At 64.0% G+C, this 15,914-nt stretch carries 18 protein-coding genes and 1 pseudogene; 3 read left to right on the top strand and 16 right to left on the bottom strand.

Annotation, left to right across the window (positions count from 1 at the left end; all coding sequences use genetic code 11):
- The 9 genes from JNK99_RS04625 to JNK99_RS04585 all read right to left on the bottom strand — a co-directional run.
- Positions 1-986: Hsp70 family protein (locus JNK99_RS04625; protein WP_291849293.1), on the bottom strand; the 986-nt coding region annotated here is incomplete at its 3' end.
- Between the two features lie 60 nt (positions 987-1,046).
- Positions 1,047-1,574, bottom strand: coding sequence for a Fe-S protein assembly co-chaperone HscB (gene hscB / locus JNK99_RS04620; RefSeq protein WP_291849290.1), 528 nt, complete (start codon positions 1,572-1,574; stop codon positions 1,047-1,049).
- An 84-nt stretch (positions 1,575-1,658) separates the two neighbouring features.
- Complete coding sequence (gene iscA / locus JNK99_RS04615; RefSeq protein WP_291849287.1) at positions 1,659-1,982, bottom strand: iron-sulfur cluster assembly protein IscA; 324 nt, start codon at positions 1,980-1,982, stop codon at positions 1,659-1,661.
- Between the two features lie 26 nt (positions 1,983-2,008).
- Entirely contained in the window at positions 2,009-2,404 is a 396-nt protein-coding gene (gene iscU, locus JNK99_RS04610) for a Fe-S cluster assembly scaffold IscU (RefSeq protein WP_291849284.1), read from the bottom strand.
- Positions 2,405-2,436: 32 nt separating this feature from the next.
- The gene (locus JNK99_RS04605) at positions 2,437-3,648 is read right to left on the bottom strand and encodes an IscS subfamily cysteine desulfurase (RefSeq protein WP_291849282.1); all 1,212 of its coding nucleotides are present in this window, start codon (positions 3,646-3,648) and stop codon (positions 2,437-2,439) included.
- Between the two features lie 58 nt (positions 3,649-3,706).
- The gene (locus JNK99_RS04600; RefSeq protein WP_291849279.1) at positions 3,707-4,864 is read right to left on the bottom strand and encodes a cysteine desulfurase family protein; all 1,158 of its coding nucleotides are present in this window, start codon (positions 4,862-4,864) and stop codon (positions 3,707-3,709) included.
- 12 nt (positions 4,865-4,876) lie between these two features.
- Complete coding sequence (gene iscR / locus JNK99_RS04595) at positions 4,877-5,368, bottom strand: Fe-S cluster assembly transcriptional regulator IscR (protein WP_291849277.1); 492 nt, start codon at positions 5,366-5,368, stop codon at positions 4,877-4,879.
- A gap of 57 nt (positions 5,369-5,425) precedes the next feature.
- Positions 5,426-6,178, bottom strand: coding sequence for a serine O-acetyltransferase (cysE, locus tag JNK99_RS04590; protein WP_291849274.1), 753 nt, complete (start codon positions 6,176-6,178; stop codon positions 5,426-5,428).
- Between the two features lie 57 nt (positions 6,179-6,235).
- The gene (locus JNK99_RS04585) at positions 6,236-7,048 is read right to left on the bottom strand and encodes an RNA methyltransferase (RefSeq protein ID WP_291849272.1); all 813 of its coding nucleotides are present in this window, start codon (positions 7,046-7,048) and stop codon (positions 6,236-6,238) included.
- 66 nt (positions 7,049-7,114) lie between these two features.
- On the opposite strand from JNK99_RS04585, the gene JNK99_RS04580 reads away from it, so the two are divergent.
- Entirely contained in the window at positions 7,115-7,924 is an 810-nt protein-coding gene (locus JNK99_RS04580; RefSeq protein ID WP_291849269.1) for an inositol monophosphatase family protein, read from the top strand.
- A gap of 23 nt (positions 7,925-7,947) precedes the next feature.
- On the opposite strand, the gene bioD is transcribed toward JNK99_RS04580, so the two are convergent.
- From bioD to JNK99_RS04550, 6 genes are read right to left on the bottom strand one after another with little or no spacing between them, the layout of a single operon-like run.
- Complete coding sequence (gene bioD, locus JNK99_RS04575; RefSeq protein ID WP_291849266.1) at positions 7,948-8,622, bottom strand: dethiobiotin synthase; 675 nt, start codon at positions 8,620-8,622, stop codon at positions 7,948-7,950.
- The gene (gene bioC, locus JNK99_RS04570; RefSeq protein WP_291849263.1) at positions 8,619-9,389 is read right to left on the bottom strand and encodes a malonyl-ACP O-methyltransferase BioC; all 771 of its coding nucleotides are present in this window, start codon (positions 9,387-9,389) and stop codon (positions 8,619-8,621) included. Before bioC ends, bioD begins: the two co-directional genes overlap by 4 nt.
- A complete protein-coding gene (locus JNK99_RS04565) occupies positions 9,370-10,134 on the bottom strand; it encodes an alpha/beta fold hydrolase (RefSeq protein ID WP_291849260.1) in 765 nt (254 codons plus the stop codon). Before JNK99_RS04565 ends, bioC begins: the two co-directional genes overlap by 20 nt.
- Positions 10,131-11,285: an 8-amino-7-oxononanoate synthase gene (gene bioF / locus JNK99_RS04560; protein ID WP_291849257.1), complete on the bottom strand. Its 1,155-nt coding sequence runs from the start codon at positions 11,283-11,285 to the stop codon at positions 10,131-10,133. The genes JNK99_RS04565 and bioF overlap by 4 nt, the downstream gene beginning before the upstream one ends.
- Positions 11,282-12,616, bottom strand: a complete 1,335-nt coding sequence (locus JNK99_RS04555) for an adenosylmethionine--8-amino-7-oxononanoate transaminase (RefSeq protein WP_291849253.1) — start codon at positions 12,614-12,616, stop codon at positions 11,282-11,284. The genes bioF and JNK99_RS04555 overlap by 4 nt, the downstream gene beginning before the upstream one ends.
- Before the next feature lie 15 nt (positions 12,617-12,631).
- On the bottom strand, positions 12,632-13,807 hold the full coding sequence (locus JNK99_RS04550) for a DUF2863 family protein (RefSeq protein WP_291849250.1): 1,176 nt from the start codon (positions 13,805-13,807) through the stop codon (positions 12,632-12,634).
- A 331-nt stretch (positions 13,808-14,138) separates the two neighbouring features.
- On the opposite strand from JNK99_RS04550, the gene JNK99_RS04545 reads away from it, so the two are divergent.
- Together JNK99_RS04545 and JNK99_RS04540 are read left to right on the top strand one after the other, a co-directional pair.
- Positions 14,139-14,444 carry a c-type cytochrome gene (locus tag JNK99_RS04545; protein ID WP_291849247.1) on the top strand — a complete coding sequence of 102 codons (306 nt, stop codon included), beginning with the start codon at positions 14,139-14,141 and terminating at the stop codon, positions 14,442-14,444.
- Positions 14,445-14,457: 13 nt separating this feature from the next.
- Positions 14,458-15,735 (top strand): FCSD flavin-binding domain-containing protein, encoded by a 1,278-nt coding sequence (locus tag JNK99_RS04540; RefSeq protein ID WP_291849245.1) that lies wholly within the window; start codon positions 14,458-14,460, stop codon positions 15,733-15,735.
- On the opposite strand, the pseudogene JNK99_RS04535 reads toward JNK99_RS04540, so the two are convergent.
- Positions 15,736-15,914: pseudogene (locus JNK99_RS04535) on the bottom strand (IS3 family transposase); the annotation flags it as partial.

The following is a 15,914-nucleotide window of genomic DNA, read 5'->3' as shown; positions in this document are numbered from 1 at the left end:
ACCGACAGCCCGGCATCGCGCAGCGCCTTCTTGACCGGCTGCATGGTCTTGGCGACCAGGGTCTGGGTGATCTCGGCGAAGATCTCGGTGGTCAGCGTCAGGTCGACCAGTTCGCCGCTGTTCAGACGCGCGGTGATCGGTGCCACCCCGTGAAAGGTGAGGTACTCCTTGGCTTCACGGGCACGGGTGAGGAGCATGCGGGCATCCTCGACCGACAGGGGTTTGAGCTGGGCCGTCTCGAGTATCCAGCAGAAGATGCGGTGATCGAAATCATCTCCGCCCAGCGCCGAGTCACCGCCGGTCGCCAGGACTTCGAAGACGCCGCGTGACAGCCGCAGAATCGAGATGTCGAAGGTGCCACCGCCGAGGTCATAGACGGCATAGACGCCCTCCGCAGCGTTATCGAGTCCGTAGGCGATGGCCGCCGCGGTCGGCTCGTTGAGCAGGCGAAGCACCGGCAGTCCGGCCAGTCGGGCAGCGTCCTTGGTAGCCTGGCGCTGGGCGTCGTCAAAATAGGCCGGAACGGTGATCACGCTGCCAACCAGGAGCCCGCCGAGCGATGCTTCGGCGCGCCGACGCAAAACACGCAGGATCTCGGCCGAGATTTCGACCGGGCTTTTCAGTCCGGCTGCTGTATGCAGGCGCAGCATGCCCGGGTGGTCATCAAAGAGGTAGGGCATCGCTTCGCGATTGGCGATGTCCTGCAGGCCGCGGCCCATGAAGCGCTTGACCGAAACGCTCGTGTTGCGCGGGTCGATCGCCTGTCTGGCTTGCGCCTCGTAACCGGTCTCGTTGGACCCGTCGGCCAGGTAACGCACCACCGAGGGCAGCAGCGGACGCCCGAGTTCGTCGCTCAGGACGACAGCCAGCCCGCTGCGTACGGTTGCCACCAGCGAATTGGTGGTGCCGAGATCGATGCCGACCGCCAGACGGTGCTGGTGGGGCGCGGTCGACTCGCCGGGTTCCGCTATCTGTAGTAGTGCCATGAAGAAAATGGGGTTCTGAGGCTGGTTGCAGGGATGCCTGGCGGTGAAACAGCGTGTCGCCTACTCCTCGCAGGCAGCGATGGCGTCATCGATTTCGGTCAGCAGCTTGTCAAGAAACATCAGTCGTCGCACATGGTCGGCGGCCTGCGGCAGATCGTTCCGATCGTCCAGCAGGACCGCGACTTCGTCGTGGCGGTTTTGCAGCTCGCGTTGCAGGCGATGATGCAGGTGTTCCAGTTCGTGGTGTTCGCCGGCTGCGCGCGCTTCGGCCACCGCTTCGCGCCATTCCATCTGTTCGACGAGGAAGTCGACCGGCATGGCGGTGTTGTCGTGGCTACCGATCTCGTGGCCGGCCAGGTGGAGCAGGTAGGCTGCGCGCGACAGCGGCTTTTTCAGCGTCTGGTAGGCTTCGTTGACCCGTGTCGCCCATTGCAGCGAAAGCCGGCGTGCGCTCTCTCCTGCGCTGGCGAAGCGGTCCGGATGAACCTTGGACTGCAACTCGAGGTAACGCCTGTCGAGTACAACGGGGTCGAGCCGGAAGCTGGGCGGCAGGTCGAAGAGGGAGAAATGATCTGCGTTGAAGTCCATTTGCTTGGGCAGGGCCGGCGCATCGGGGTCAGGCAGCGGCGCATCGGTGCAGCCAGATGGCCGCTTGTCTGGCGCCGGTCAGGCTCATACGTTGAAGCTTTCCCCGCAGCCGCAAGCATCCTTTACGTTCGGGTTGTTGAACCTGAAGCCTTCGTTGAGACCTTCACGGGCGTAGTCCAGTTCGGTACCGTCGAGGTAGGGCAGGCTCTTCGGATCGATCAGCACTTTGACGCCATGCGATTCGAACTCGATGTCGTCCGGTCGGGCGACATCGGCGAACTCGAGTTTGTAGGCCATCCCCGAGCAACCGCTGGTGCGCACACCAAGGCGCAGCCCGATACCTTTGCCGCGCTTGATCATGTAGTTGGCCACGTGTTTGGCTGCCCGTTCAGAAAGCGTCACTGCCATGCAAAAAACCTCCTCTGATATCTGTTTCAGCCCGCAGCATGGTCGCTGTGTTTCTTCTTGTAGTCGGCCACGGCTGCCTTGATCGCATCCTCCGCGAGGATCGAGCAATGAATCTTGACCGGCGGCAGCGCCAGCTCTTCAGCGATCTGCGTGTTTTTGATGTCCAGCGCCTGATCGATTGTCCTGCCTTTCACCCACTCGGTGACCAGTGAGGACGAAGCGATCGCCGAGCCACAGCCGTAGGTCTTGAACTTGGCGTCTTCTATGACGCCACCCTTGCCGACCTTGATCTGCAGTTTCATCACGTCGCCGCAGGCAGGAGCGCCGACCATGCCGGTCGCCACGCCTTCCTCTTCCTTGCCGAACGAACCGACGTTGCGCGGGTTCTCGTAGTGATCCAGAACCTTGACACTGTATGTCATGATGTTGCTCCTTCAATTCCTTCAATAACCGATCAATGCGCGGCCCACTGGACCGTGCTCAAGTCAACGCCTTCCTGCACCATTTCCCACAGCGGCGAAAGTTCGCGCAGGCGGCCAATCTTGTCGTGCAGCAGCCTGATCGCATAATCGATCTCCTCGGCGGTGGTGAAGCGGCCGAGAGTGAAACGGATCGAGCTGTGCGCCAGTTCGTCTTCGCGGCCAAGGGCGCGCAGGACGTAGGACGGCTCGAGCGAGGCCGAGGTGCAGGCCGAGCCCGACGATACCGCCAAATCCTTGATCGCCATGAGCAGTGACTCTCCCTCGACGTAGGCGAAGCTGGCGTTGAGGTTGTGCGGCACTCGCCGCTCGAGATCGCCGTTCACATAGACCTCGTCGATGTCCGATACCCCTTTGAGGAGGCGGTCGCGCAACATGCGGATGCGCTCGTTTTCGGCGCCCATTTCGAGACGGGCCAGACGGAATGCCTCACCCATGCCGACGATCTGGTGTGTCGGTAGCGTACCCGAGCGGAAACCACGCTCGTGTCCGCCGCCATGCATCTGTGCGGTCAGGCGGACGCGCGGTTTGCGCCTGACGTACAAGGCGCCGATTCCTTTCGGGCCGTAGGTCTTGTGTGCCGAGAAACTCATCAGGTCGACCTTCAGCGCCTCGAGGTCGATCACCACCTTACCGGTCGCCTGTGCCGCATCGACGTGCAGAAGTACCCCCTTGCTGCGACAGATTTCTCCGATCTCGGCAATCGGCTGGATGACCCCGATCTCGTTGTTGACGAACATCGCCGAGACCAGAATGGTGTCCGGGCGGAGTGCCGCCTTGAAGACGTCGATGTCGAGCAGGCCGTTTTCCATGACGTCAAGGTAGGTGACGGTGAAGCCCTGACGTTCGAGTTCCCGGCAGGTGTCGAGTACGGCCTTGTGCTCGGTCTTCATGGTGATCAGATGCCTGCCCTTGCCCGCATAGAACTGGGCCGCTCCCTTCAGCGCGAGATTGTTCGACTCGGTGGCACCGGAGGTCCAGACGATCTCCTTGGGATCGGCATTGACCAATCGGGCGACTTCTTCGCGCGCTTCCTCGATGGCTGCTTCAGCTTCCCAGCCGAAGGAGTGCGAGCGCGACGCGGGGTTGCCGAATTTCTCGACCAGGTAGGGAATCATCTTCTCCGCCACGCGTGGGTCAACCGGTGTCGTGGCCGAATAGTCGAGATAGATGGGCAGCTTCAGCATTGCTCTTGCTCCGGGTTGTTCAGGTTTGTCCAGACGTTCATGCACCTCGCCCGGCCGTTCAGACAGCCATCGCGGTCAATTGTTGCAGTCTGCCGACGGTTAGCTGCAGAGTGCCGAGAAACCCCTCGATCTGGCCTCCGGTGTTGCCGCGGCCGAGGCTGACACGCACTGCGCTGCGTGCCAGGTCGGGTGCCACACCCATGGCGCGCAGAACATGCGAAGGCTCGGGGTTGGCACTGGAACAGGCGGCACCGCTGGCCACCGCATAGCCCGCCCGATCCAGCTGCCCGACCAGGGTCTCACCATCGATGCCGGCGAAGGCGAAGTAGACCGTGTTCGACAGGCGATCGGCAGCCTGTCCGAAAAGCGTTGCTCCGAGGCCGAGCAGGCCACGTTCCAGCTTCCCGCGCAGTTGGCCCAGATCGACGGCCAGTGCAGCCTGACGCTCGGCCGCCAGTTGGCAGGCGACGCCGAGACCGACGATTGCGGCGACATTCTCGGTGCCCGAGCGCAGGCCGCGCTCGTGTCCGCCGCCGGCAATCAGTGGTTCCAGCTCGACCCGCTTGTCGACGATCAGTGCCGCGGCGCCCTTGGGACCGCCTATCTTGTGCCCGGACAGGGTCAGTGCATGTACGCCCGCCGCATTGAGACGGCGGAAGTCCACCGGCAGCTTGCCGACCGCCTGTACGGCATCGGTATGAAACCATGCCCCCGCCGCGCGGGCTCGTCCGGCGAGTGCCTCGATGTCCTGGATGACCCCGGTTTCGTTGTTGGCCAGCATCAGTGAGACGAGCCTGGGCTTGTGCGCCATTGCCGCCGCATAGTCGTCCACGTCGATCCGTCCCGCGGCGTCCACAGCCACTCTGGCGAGTGTCCAGCCACGTCTGGCCAGTTGTTCGGCCGGTTTGATCACGCAGGGGTGTTCGATCGCGCTGACCGCCAGCAGGCCGGGTTTGAGGCACGCGGTCGCCCCCTTGATCAGGAGGTTGTTCGCTTCCGAGCCACCACTGGTGAACACGACTTCCGTGGCATGGGCGCCGAGCGCTGTCGCGACCCGGTTGCGCGCTTCGTCGATTGCCCGGCGCGCCGCCCGCCCATACTCGTGCCGGCTCGACGCGTTGCCGAACTGGGTCGACAGGTAAGGCAGCATCGCGTCAATCACCGCCGGATCGGCCGGCGTGGTGGCGTTATGGTCGAAGTAGATGGGTGCGAACACGGGAGACGGAGCTCAGCTACTGATGGCAACAGCTTTGGCGCGCGGCCGCTGACGGCTGCGCCGCGCGTCTTGCAGAATGGCGATCTGGCCGCCGGTTTTTGTCAGTTGTTGCTCGACGAGTTCGGCCAGTGTCACCGAGCTGAGGAATTCGTACATCTTGTCATTCAGGGTTGACCACAACTCGTGGGTCATGCAGCGTTCATCGTCCTTGCAGTTTTCGCGACCGCCGCACTGGGTCGCATCCAGTGGCTCGTCGACGGCACGAATGATGTCGGTCACCGTCATCTGGATGGTCGGACGCGCCAGGCAGTAACCACCACCCGGACCGCGCACACTTTCCACCAAGCCGTAGCGGCGCAGCTTGCCGAACAACTGCTCGAGATAGGACAGAGAGATCTTCTGCCGTTCACTGATCCCGGCCAGAGACACCGGACCCTCGCTGCAGCGCAAGGCGAGATCGATCATCGCGGTGACGGCGAAGCGTCCTTTGGTAGTCAGTCGCATGGTTCCTCCTTGGATAATAGTAGATTGGACTAATATACTTTAGCCGCCCTTCAGCAATTAGTCAACTATTTTACTCAAGTATTGCGGATCGAACTGGTCGGTTGCGAACAACTCGCTGTCGACCTCGACACCCGCCGCTTCCAGCTTGCCGAGGAGCTGGGCGAAGCGACGGTCGACTTCGACCGCATGATCGAGCAGGCCATGAATGGCCTTGGCCAGAGGGTCATCCTGATCACCGGCCAGGGCGTAGGCCGAGAACCCGAGTTGTCCCGCCATCTGTTCACGCTTTTGTGCCTGGACGCTGTCGATGATGCGCGCCGGATTGCCGACTGCCGTCGATCCGGGCGGAACGTTCTTGACTACCACCGCATTCGATCCGACCTTGGCCGAGGCGCCCACCGTGATCGGGCCGAGCACCTTGGCACCGGCACCGATGACCACGCCGTTTTCCAGCGTCGGATGACGCCTGCCCTTGTTCCATGAGGTGCCCCCCAGGGTCACGCCGTGGTAGAGGGTGACGTCATCGCCGATCACTGCTGTCTCGCCGATCACCACTCCCATCCCGTGATCGATGAACAGACGGTGCCCAACGGTGGCGCCAGGGTGGATTTCGATGCCGGTGATGAAGCGACCGAGATGCGAGACCACGCGGCCAAGCCAGCGCAGGTCATGGGTCCACAACCAGTGTGCGAGACGGTGTGAGGCGACCGCATGAACCCCTGGATAACAGGTCAGAACCTCCCAGAAGTTGCGGGCAGCGGGGTCGCGGTCGAATACCGATTGAATGTCTTCGCGCAGACGGCTGAACATGGGAGGAGGGTCCTTCAGCGGAGTACCAGGTACAGGAAGGTAAGACTATACAATAGCCTACTTTTTCAGTCCACTATTGTATGTGGCTGTGGTGTTTGTCGACGGGGTGGGGCCAGCTCGTTCAACCGCGTCGAGCAAACCGCGCAGAATGTTGATCTCGTCCTGTTCGAGCTCGGCGCGCCCGAACAGGCGGCGCAGCTTGGGCAGCAGGCGGCGCGGGTGTTGCGGGTCGAGGAAGCCGCTGCTTATCATCACTCGTTCCAGATGCTGGTAGAAGCCCTCGACATCCTGATGCCTGGCGGGTGGCGAGGTGAAGGGCACTGTCCGGGCAAGCACCGGTGGCTGATGACCGAAAGCGGCCAGGCGCAGTTCGTAAGCCAGGAGCTGTACCGCCGAAGCGAGGTTGAGCGACGTGTAGTCGGGATTCGCCGGAATGAACACCGTGCGCTGGCAGCGTTGCACCTCGGCGTTGGTCAGCCCGGCGGTTTCGTTGCCAAAGAGCAGGGCCACCTCGCCGACAGCGGCACGCGCCAGGATTTCTTCGGCTGCCAGGCGTGCCGCCAGCGACGGTGGCCCGAGGTTACGCTGGCGCGCCGACACGGCACAGGCGAAAACGGTATTCGCCAAAGCGTCGTCGAGACTGGTGCACACCTCGGCCCGCGCAAGAACGTCATCGGCGCCGGCCGCCCGGGCGACTGCCTCGTGGTCGGGAAAGCGCTTCGGATTGACCAGCAGCAGGCGCGACAGGCCCATCGTTTTCATCGCGCGCGCGGCGCCGCCGATATTGCCTGGATGGCTGGTCTGTGACAGGACGATCCGGATGCGGTCGAGCCCGGTGCTCGAAGGATGAGACCCGGCAGGTCGGTTCATATTAGAATCGGGACCCCTCAACACCAATCGGGCGGCTCGCGCCGCCCGTCAGGTTCTTCAGACACCATGCACCCGGCTCTCAACATCATCATCAAGGCGGCGCGGCGCGCCAGCCAGATCATCAACCGTGCCTCGCTCGATCTCGAACACCTGCAGGTCACCACCAAACGGCAGAGCGACTTCGTCACCGAAGTGGACAAGGCTGCCGAAGCGGCGATCATCGATGTCCTGCGCGAGGCCTATCCGGAATACGGCATTCTAGCAGAAGAGTCCGGGCAGAGCGCCGGCAGCGCCGGCGACAGCGAGTACCAGTGGATCATCGACCCGCTCGACGGAACGACCAACTTCATCCACGGCTTTCCCCAGTACGCCATCTCGATCGCTCTGGCGCACCGCGGGCAGGTGACCCAGGCGGTGGTTTACGACACGATGCGCAACGAGCTGTTCACTGCCAGCAAGGGTGGCGGCGCTTTTCTCAACGACCGTCGCATCCGGGTCAGCAAGTGTCTCCGGCTTGAAGATGCGCTGATCGGCACGGGGTTTCCCTATCGCGTCTATGATCACATCGACGCCTATTTGGCGATTTTCAAGGAGCTGGCACGCAAGACGGCGGGCATACGGCGGCCCGGTGCCGCCTCGCTCGATCTGGCTTATGTCGCCTGCGGTCGTTTTGATGGTTTCTGGGAGTTCGGTCTCTCGCCGTGGGATATGGCCGGTGGTGCGCTGCTGATCAGTGAAGCCGGTGGACTGATCGGTGACCTTGCCGGAAACGACGGTTACCTCGAGAGTGGTAATCTGGTGGCCGGTACGCCGAAGGTCTTCGCGCAGTTGTTGCAGGTGATCGACGGCCATCGCACGCCAGGGTTGCTGGCCTGACTGGCGCGTTGCGCAAACCCTTTTCAGGGGTGCCACCGGCCGGGCAGTTGCAGGCCGCGTGCGGCCAGTTCCGGGATCGTTCCGTAGTCGACCACGCCGAGCAAGGGGGCGGGCAAACGTTCCTGCAAGGCGAGCAGGTTTGCATCGAAACGCGACATTGCCGGGTCGATACGGTTGGCCACCCAGCCGGCCAGCGGCAGGCCACGGGCGGCGATCGCCTGACGGGTCAGCAGGGCGTGATTGATGCAGCCGAGGCGCATGCCGATCACCAGGATCACCGGCAAACCGAGCATGGCTGCCAGATCGGTGGTGTCCAGCCCGACACCGAGTGGCACGCAGAAGCCGCCGACGCCCTCGACCAGAACCGTGTCGGCCATGCCCTGCAGGGCGGCGAAGGCCGTCGCGATGCGCGGCAGTTCGATGCGTCGTCCTTCCTCCTCGGCGGCAATGTGCGGCGCAATCGCAGCCTGGAAGAGGTAGGGATTGACCAGCGCGCGTGGCGGCTGGATCGAAGACGCGGCGAGCAGACGCTCGACGTCTTCGTTGACGCCGTGTTCATCACAACCGGCGGCGACCGGTTTCATTGCCGTGGCGACCCGACCCGCCCGGCGCAGGGCGTGCAGCAGTGCGCAGGCGACGAAAGTCTTGCCGATTTCGGTGTCGGTGCCGGTGATGAACCAGGCGGACTGGTCGCTCATTTGTCAGCGTAGGCCAGGAGGACGTCGTAGCGGGCTGGCAGGCCGGCGTCCGTACGGTGCTGTTCGTAGGCTTCCTGCACGCGCTGCCAGGCGCGGCGCCCGAGCAGGCCGCTGCGTCCACCGTCGCCGACCGTGTTGGCGCCGATGTCCTTGACGGCACGCAGCAAGGATTTCAGGTTCGGGTAATGCAGCTTGATCGTCTGGCGGTGCAGCCTGATGTCGCGGAAACCGGCTCGCGACAGACCCTCCCCGATGTCTGCCGGTTCGCTGAAACGCAGCGTGTGGCGGTGCCGATCGATTCCGTCGAAGGCCGCGCGCAGTTCCGTGAAAGTCTCCGGGCCGAGGGTACTCAGGGCGATCTGGCCGGCCGGGCGCAGGACGCGCCGCGCTTCGCGGAAGACCTGCCCGGCATCGCACCACTGCACCGTGAGGTTCGACCACCAGCTGCTGAAGCAGGCGTCCATGCACGGTAGTGCCGCGATGTCGGCCGCCAGGCAGAGATCGGCATCCGGACGGGCGATGCTCAGCATCGCCGGCGCAAAGTCCACGGCAATGATCCGTGCCGCTGGCCAGCGGTCGCGCAGCAGGCGGCTGCCGTAGCCGGTGCCGCAGCCGGCATCGAGGATGCTTTCGGGTGGCGAGGGCGGGTCGAAAGCGGCCAGCAGCAGTTCGCAGACCTGCCGCTGCAACACGGCAGCGTCGTCGTACGATGCCGCGGCGCGTTCGAAGGACTCGCGCACGCGCTGTCTAGGAGGTTGGGGAGGCATGGCGGAATTCATCCAGCAGAGCGACGAAGCGCTCGGAGTCGGCAAGAAACGGCACGTGGCCGGTTCCAGCAAAGATCTCGAGACGACCATGGCGCAGCGCATGCGATAGCCAACGGGCTGCGGCGATCGGGTTGAGCGCATCCCGATCGCCGTGTACCAGCAGCGTTGGCTGGGTCAGGGTGGGCAGCATTGAGCGCAGGTCGATGGCACGCAACCAGTCCAGGCCGCGTTCGAGTATCGCCGGCGCAGGTATCGGTGCCTGCCGCAGGGTGGCGAGCAACTCACGGGTGAGCGATCGCGCTCGGCTGTCGCCTTGGCAAAGCAGCACAACGAAGCGTTGCAGGGTTTGCACCGGATGAAGTTTGACGCTTGCCGTGAAGTCGTCGAGTAGTCCGGCGCGCTGGGCGCTTGGCCAATCGTGGCGCTGCGCGAAGCAGGGGGTGGCGCCGACCAGCACCAGGCGGTCGACTCGTTGTGGTGCGAGCTGCGCGGCGCGCATCGCCAGTAGGCCGCCGAGCGACCAGCCACACAGCGTAATCGCCTCGGGAAGCGTGTCGACCAGATGCTGTGCGGTTGCGGTGAACTCTGCCGGGTCGTCGGGCGACCGGCCGTAGCCGGGCAGATCGATCAGGTGTACGCGCCACGAACGAGTCAGCGCGTCGAACAGTGGCCGCCAGACGGCACTGCCGAGGCCCCAGCCGTGAATCAGCGCAAGTTCGGGCTGCGCGGTGGAGGGGGTATTCATGCCAACTCCCGCAGAGCTTCGACCAGACGAGCCAACTGCGCTTCGCTGTGCGCCGCACTGAGCGATACGCGCAGACGGGCCGTTCCCTTGGCTACGGTCGGTGGACGAATGGCCGGGACCCAGAGGCCGCGTTCGTAGAGTGCGCCGGCCAGTCGCAGGGCTGCGTGATTGTCGCCGACGATCACCGGCTGGATGGCGGTTGGCGAAGCGAGCAGCCGCCAGCGTGTGTCGGCCAGTCCGTCGCGCAACTGGCTGACGAGTGTCCACAAATGGGCGCGGCGCGCGTCGCCGGCCGCGATCAGATCGAGGCTGGCGGCCACCGCGCAGGCCATCAGCGGGCTGCCGGCGGTCGTGAAAATGTAGCTGCGGGCGCGCTGCCCGAGCCAATCGATCACCGTGGCGTCGGCCGCAACGAAAGCGCCGGCGGCACCGGCGGCCTTGCCCAGCGTGCCCATGTAGATCACGCGGCGCGCCGCCGGCAGATTGAAGTGGGCGAGGCTGCCGCGACCCTGTGCACCGAGTACGCCGAAGCCATGTGCGTCGTCGATCACCAGCCAGGCATCGAAGCGCTCGGCGAGCGCCAGCAGGCCGGGCAGGGGTGCCAGATCACCATCCATGCTGAACACCGCATCCGTCAGGATCAGCTTGCGCCGGGCAGTACTGGCGGCGAGCAGTCGCTCGAGCGCCGCCAGGTCGGCATGTGGATAGCGCTGGCTGTCGGCCCGCGACAATTGCACGGCATCGATCAGCGAAGCGTGGTTGAGACGGTCGGCGAACACTGCGTCATCGCGTCCGACCAGGGCCGGGACGATTCCCAGGTTGGCCATGTAGCCGGTCGAGAAGAGCAGGGTACGGGCAAAGCCGGTGAATTCGGCGAGCTTCTGCTCGAGGGTGGTGTGCGGTTGCAGGTGACCGCTGACCAGATGCGAGGCGCCGCTGCCGACGCCCCAGGCGCGCGCGCCGGCGCAGGCGGCCTCGACCAGGGCCGGGTCATTGGCCAGGCCCAGATAATCGTTGCTGCAGAAGCTGATCAGCGGTTGTCCGGCAACCCGCGCAGTCGGACCACAGGGCAGTTCGAGCGTCCGGCGCTCGCGTTTCAGACCCGCTTCCTGCAGTGCGTCGAGTTCGCCTTGCAGTTCTTCCCAGATCATCGGTGCAGTGCAGCCTCCAGTGCCGCGCTCGCCCGTGCGACCAGGAACTCGATTTCTCCCTGGCTGATGACATAGGGCGGCATGAAATAGACCGTGTTGCCGATCGGTCGCAGCAGGATCTCGTTGTCTAGGGCGTGGCGGTAGAAGCGGCGGGAAAACAGCGGGTCGTCGCTGATCACGTCGAAGGCGGCGATCATCCCGCGCTGGCGCAGGTGACGGACCTGCGGGTGCCCGGCCAGGGGCTGCAGGCAGCCGGCGAGATATTCGGCGAGCTGACGATTGCGCTCGATCACCTGGTCCTCGGCGAAAATGTCGAGCGTCGCCAGCGCGGCACGGCAAGCCAGCGCATTGCCGGTGTAGGAGTGCGAGTGGAGAAAGCCGCGGCTGGTGGCCTCGTGGTAGAAATCGGCATAGACCGCGTCGGTGGTCATGACGATCGACAGGGGCAGGTAGCCGCCCGAAATGCCTTTCGACAGACACAGGAAATCCGGCCGGATGTCCGCCTGCTGGTGGGCGAAGAAGCTGCCGCTCCGGCCGCAGCCGACGGCGATCTCGTCGCAGATCAGATGGACCTCGTACTGGTCGCAGAGGCGGCGTGCCAGACGAAGGTAGGCGGGATCGTGCATGGCCATGCCGCTGGCGCATTGAATCAGCGGCTCGACGATCAACGCAGCGACGCGCCGATGGTGCTGCTGGAGGTGGCGTTCGAGGTCGGCGGCCGCGCGTACGGCAACCTCGATAGCGCTCTCGCCGTCTACCGCCTGGCGCGCGTCGGGCGTTGCGACGATGGCCGCCGGACGAATCAGCGGTGCGTAGGCGTCCTTGAACAGTGCGACATCGGTGACCGCCAGGGCTCCGACGGTTTCGCCATGATACCCGCCAGCCAGGCAGAGGAACTCCTGTTTCTCGGTGCGTCCCCTGTTCTGCCAGGCGTGGAAGGACATCTTGAGTGCGATTTCGGTCGCCGATGCGCCGTCGGAGGCATAGAAACAATGGCCGAGCACGCCGCCGGCAAGGGCCGACAGCCGCTCGGACAGTTCAACCACCGGGCGATGCGTGAAACCGGCGAGGATGACATGTTCCAGTTCGTCGAGTTGGCTGCGCAGCGCGGCGTTGATCCGCGGATGGCAATGGCCAAACAGGTTGACCCACCAGGAACTGATGCCGTCCAGATAGCGTCGGCCATCGAAATCGTGTAGCCAGACGCCCTGGCCGCTGGCGATCGGCACCAGGGGCAGGGGTTCGACGGCGCTGGCGTGCTGCCTCATCTGCGTGCACGGGTGCCAGACAGCGCTCAGGCTACGCTCAAGTAGGTCGCGGTTGCTGGTCATCGTGATCGGCGCCGCTCAGTGCAGGGTCTGCGACGGCACGTCGTTCTGCTCCGGCATTTCGGCATGCACTGTCTCGCCGTCGACATTGGGGTAGAGCGGGGCGCCGCAGTCGTCACAGAATTCGTAGGGGAATTGCTGATCAAGGACGGCCACCTCCTTGATTCCCGCTTTGCGCAGGGTGTTTTCGATCTCGCCGGAGATGTCGCTGCTGTCGTCTTCGATGCCCAGCAGGGGCCAGACGACGCCGTGATAGATCAGATCGTTGTCGCGTGGGCCGAAACCGATCCGGTACTCCTCGAGTCGCTGGTCATGGAAGGCGCCGATGGTTGCCCGCAGGTTGTCGGGGGGCAGTCCCAGGGCGCTCTGCAGAAAGGCCACCGAAGCGTTCAGCGAGTACGGGCGCGAGGCGCCGTCGGCGGAGCGGCAGGCCGCATGATAGGCGTCGGCGAGCAGCGCCTGGTAGGCACAGCCGGTGAGCAGGGGTTCGAAGCAGGGTGCGCCCTGTCGCAGCCACTCCTTGAGTGCCCCTTCGCGACTGCTCTTGCCCGATTCGTTCCAGTGAAACAGCGGCATGCCGCGTGGCACGGCCAGCGCACCGACGAGATAGCGCGTGTCGGACAGGAAGCGGTTGGTCTCCGCCATGCTCTTCGCATCGACCTTGAGGTCACTGCCGGTCAGGGCCGCTTGGCCGAGTTGGCGCATCAACTGCCAGGTGTCGACAAAGGTATGCGGCAACTGGTCGGGGCTGTAGAGGTAGTCGGCCAGCGACAGGCGGGCATCGGCCGCCAGCACATGTGCGCCGAGATGGACCTTGAGCGTTTGCAGGGTGCTTCGGGGAATCGCCGACGTCGGGATTGAAAAGCGCGACCAGGCGAGCACCGGCGCGGCGATCAGCAGGATGTCGAAATCCTGGCCGCCTGCGGAGACGATGCATGACTCGGCATGCGCTTCGATGAGGTCGGCGAGATCATCATGTGCCATCGGGTGCGCATCGAACAGGCGATCCAGCGCGCTGGTGAAGTCATCCTCCGCGCCATCATGAAACAGTCGATCGACCAGTTCGGCGAGGCGACTCTGCCAGAACTGGTCCTCGAGCTTGCTGCCGGACTCTGCCAGGCCGATCGCCAGGCGGCTCAACTCGGTGGCGTCGGCCGAAATGCGTTTGCGGGAAGAGAAGCGGTTGCGTTTCATGTGCGGGCGCCTGCGGGACGGTCAATCCACAATTGTATCAAGCCGACCGGCCTGACGCTGGAGCGCTTGCACTTCTGCCAGGGGCAATTGCATTGGGACTGCCACGATTGGTGTCGCAGATCTGGCAAATCGGCAAGAGCGGACACTGGAACCGACCACCGCATGGGCAGGCAGGTGCAGGCCGCGACGGTCTTGTCTTTTTGCTAGTATTGCAGCCTTGCGACGTCGCGCGGGTGACACCAGGCGGGTGCCCGGGTTTGTGTGCCGATTCTGAACCAGCGCAGGAAGCCTCGCTGTCACGGCGTACCCACATCACAAAGGAGATCCATTGATGAAACAGCCATCCACGGTTGCTGCACTGTGCCTGCTGGCGGCTGCTGGCGCCTCACACGCCGCCGATCCCAACCTCGCACGGAATCTGGCTGCAACCTGTGCGAATTGCCACGGCACCGACGGCCGGGCCGTGCCCGGTGCCGGTCTGGAAGTGCTGGCGGGAATGGAAAAGACACGGACACTGCAGAAGATGGCGGATTTCAAGAGCGGTGCCAAACCTGCGTCGGTCATGCATCAGATCGCCAAGGGCTACACCGACGAGCAGATCGATCTGGTCGCCACCTATTTCGCGGCACAGAAGTAGAGGAGGGGCAAAGATGTTGTTGAAGCGACGTGATTTTCTGAAAATGGGCGCGGCAGCCGGCGTGCTCGCTTCTCTCTGTGGTTGTGCGGGTGGCGCTCGTCAGGCGAGCGGCCACGTGGTCGTGGTGGGCGGCGGTTATGGGGGGGCCACGGTTGCCAAGTACCTGCGCATGTGGAGTGGCGGTAGGGTGGAAGTCACCCTGATCGAGCGTCACCCCGTTTTCATCTCCTGCCCGATGTCCAACCTGGTCATTGCCGGCAGCAGGACGATGCAAGACATCACGCTCAGCTATGGCCAACTGAAGAGCAGGTGGGGCGTCCGCATCATTCACGACGACGTGCTGGCCGTGGACCCCGCAAAACGTTCGGTCAGGCTTGCCCAAGGCGGCGAGGTCGGCTATGACCGGCTGGTCCTGTCACCGGGCATCGATTTCATCTGGGACCAGATCCCTGCTCTTGGCAGCGCCGAAGCGCAATCCACAATTCTGCACGCCTGGAAGGCCGGCCCGCAAACGCTTGCCCTGCGCCAGCAACTCGAAGACATGAAGGACGGCGGTATCTACGCGATTTCCATCCCCAAGGCACCGTACCGTTGCCCGCCCGGCCCTTACGAGCGCGCCTGCCTGGTGGCGAGCTACTTCAAACAGAAAAAGAACCGATCGAAGGTGGTGATTCTCGATGCCAACGACGACGTGCAGTCCAAGAAGGGACTGTTCACCCAGGCCTGGAACGATCTGTACAAGGGGACCATCGAGTACCGCCCGAATAGCGAGGTCAAGGATGTCGAGCCGCGCAGCAAGACGCTCATACTCGAATTCGACAAGCTTCGGGCCGACGTCCTGAACGTGATCCCGCCACACCGTGCCGGCGACATCGCAGCCAAATCAGGCATCAAGCTGATCAACGGACGTTGGGTCGAGATTGACTGGCTGTCGATGGAATCAAGCAGCACGCCCGGAGTGCATGTTCTGGGGGATGCCATTTTTCCGGCGCCGAGCATGCCGAAATCGGGTCACATGGCCAATCAGCACGCCAAGCTGGCGGCCGCCGCGATCCTCAATCTCCTCTCCGGGCAGGAACCAAATCCGGCTCCCGTGGTGGTGAACACCTGCTACAGTTTCGTTGACGCGAAGAACGCCATCCACGTTGCTTCGGTGCACCAATACGACGCGGCGACCAGGCTCGTGCAGCCGGTCAAGGGCGCCGGTGGTGTTTCCGCTGCGCGCAACGAGATGGAAGGCAAGATTGCGCAGGCTTGGGCAACAAACATCTGGGCCGACATGCTGACCTAAGCCCCGCGCACGCGGTTCGCGCACCCTGCGCGGGCTGCCGTAGGTTCCCTTGAGTTCGACGTGGAGCGCGCGGATCAAAGTCAGCCTCCGATCGATCGTCGGTCAGGCGCTTGCGATCCGGCGATCCGCCGTGTTTCCATGCGCGATGGCCACTGACGCCGGGGGCGAGCACGACACAC

It is taken from the genome of Accumulibacter sp., assembly GCF_016789985.1.
Lineage (GTDB): Bacteria > Pseudomonadota > Gammaproteobacteria > Burkholderiales > Rhodocyclaceae > Accumulibacter.
This window is presented reverse-complemented; position numbering and strand designations above follow the sequence as displayed.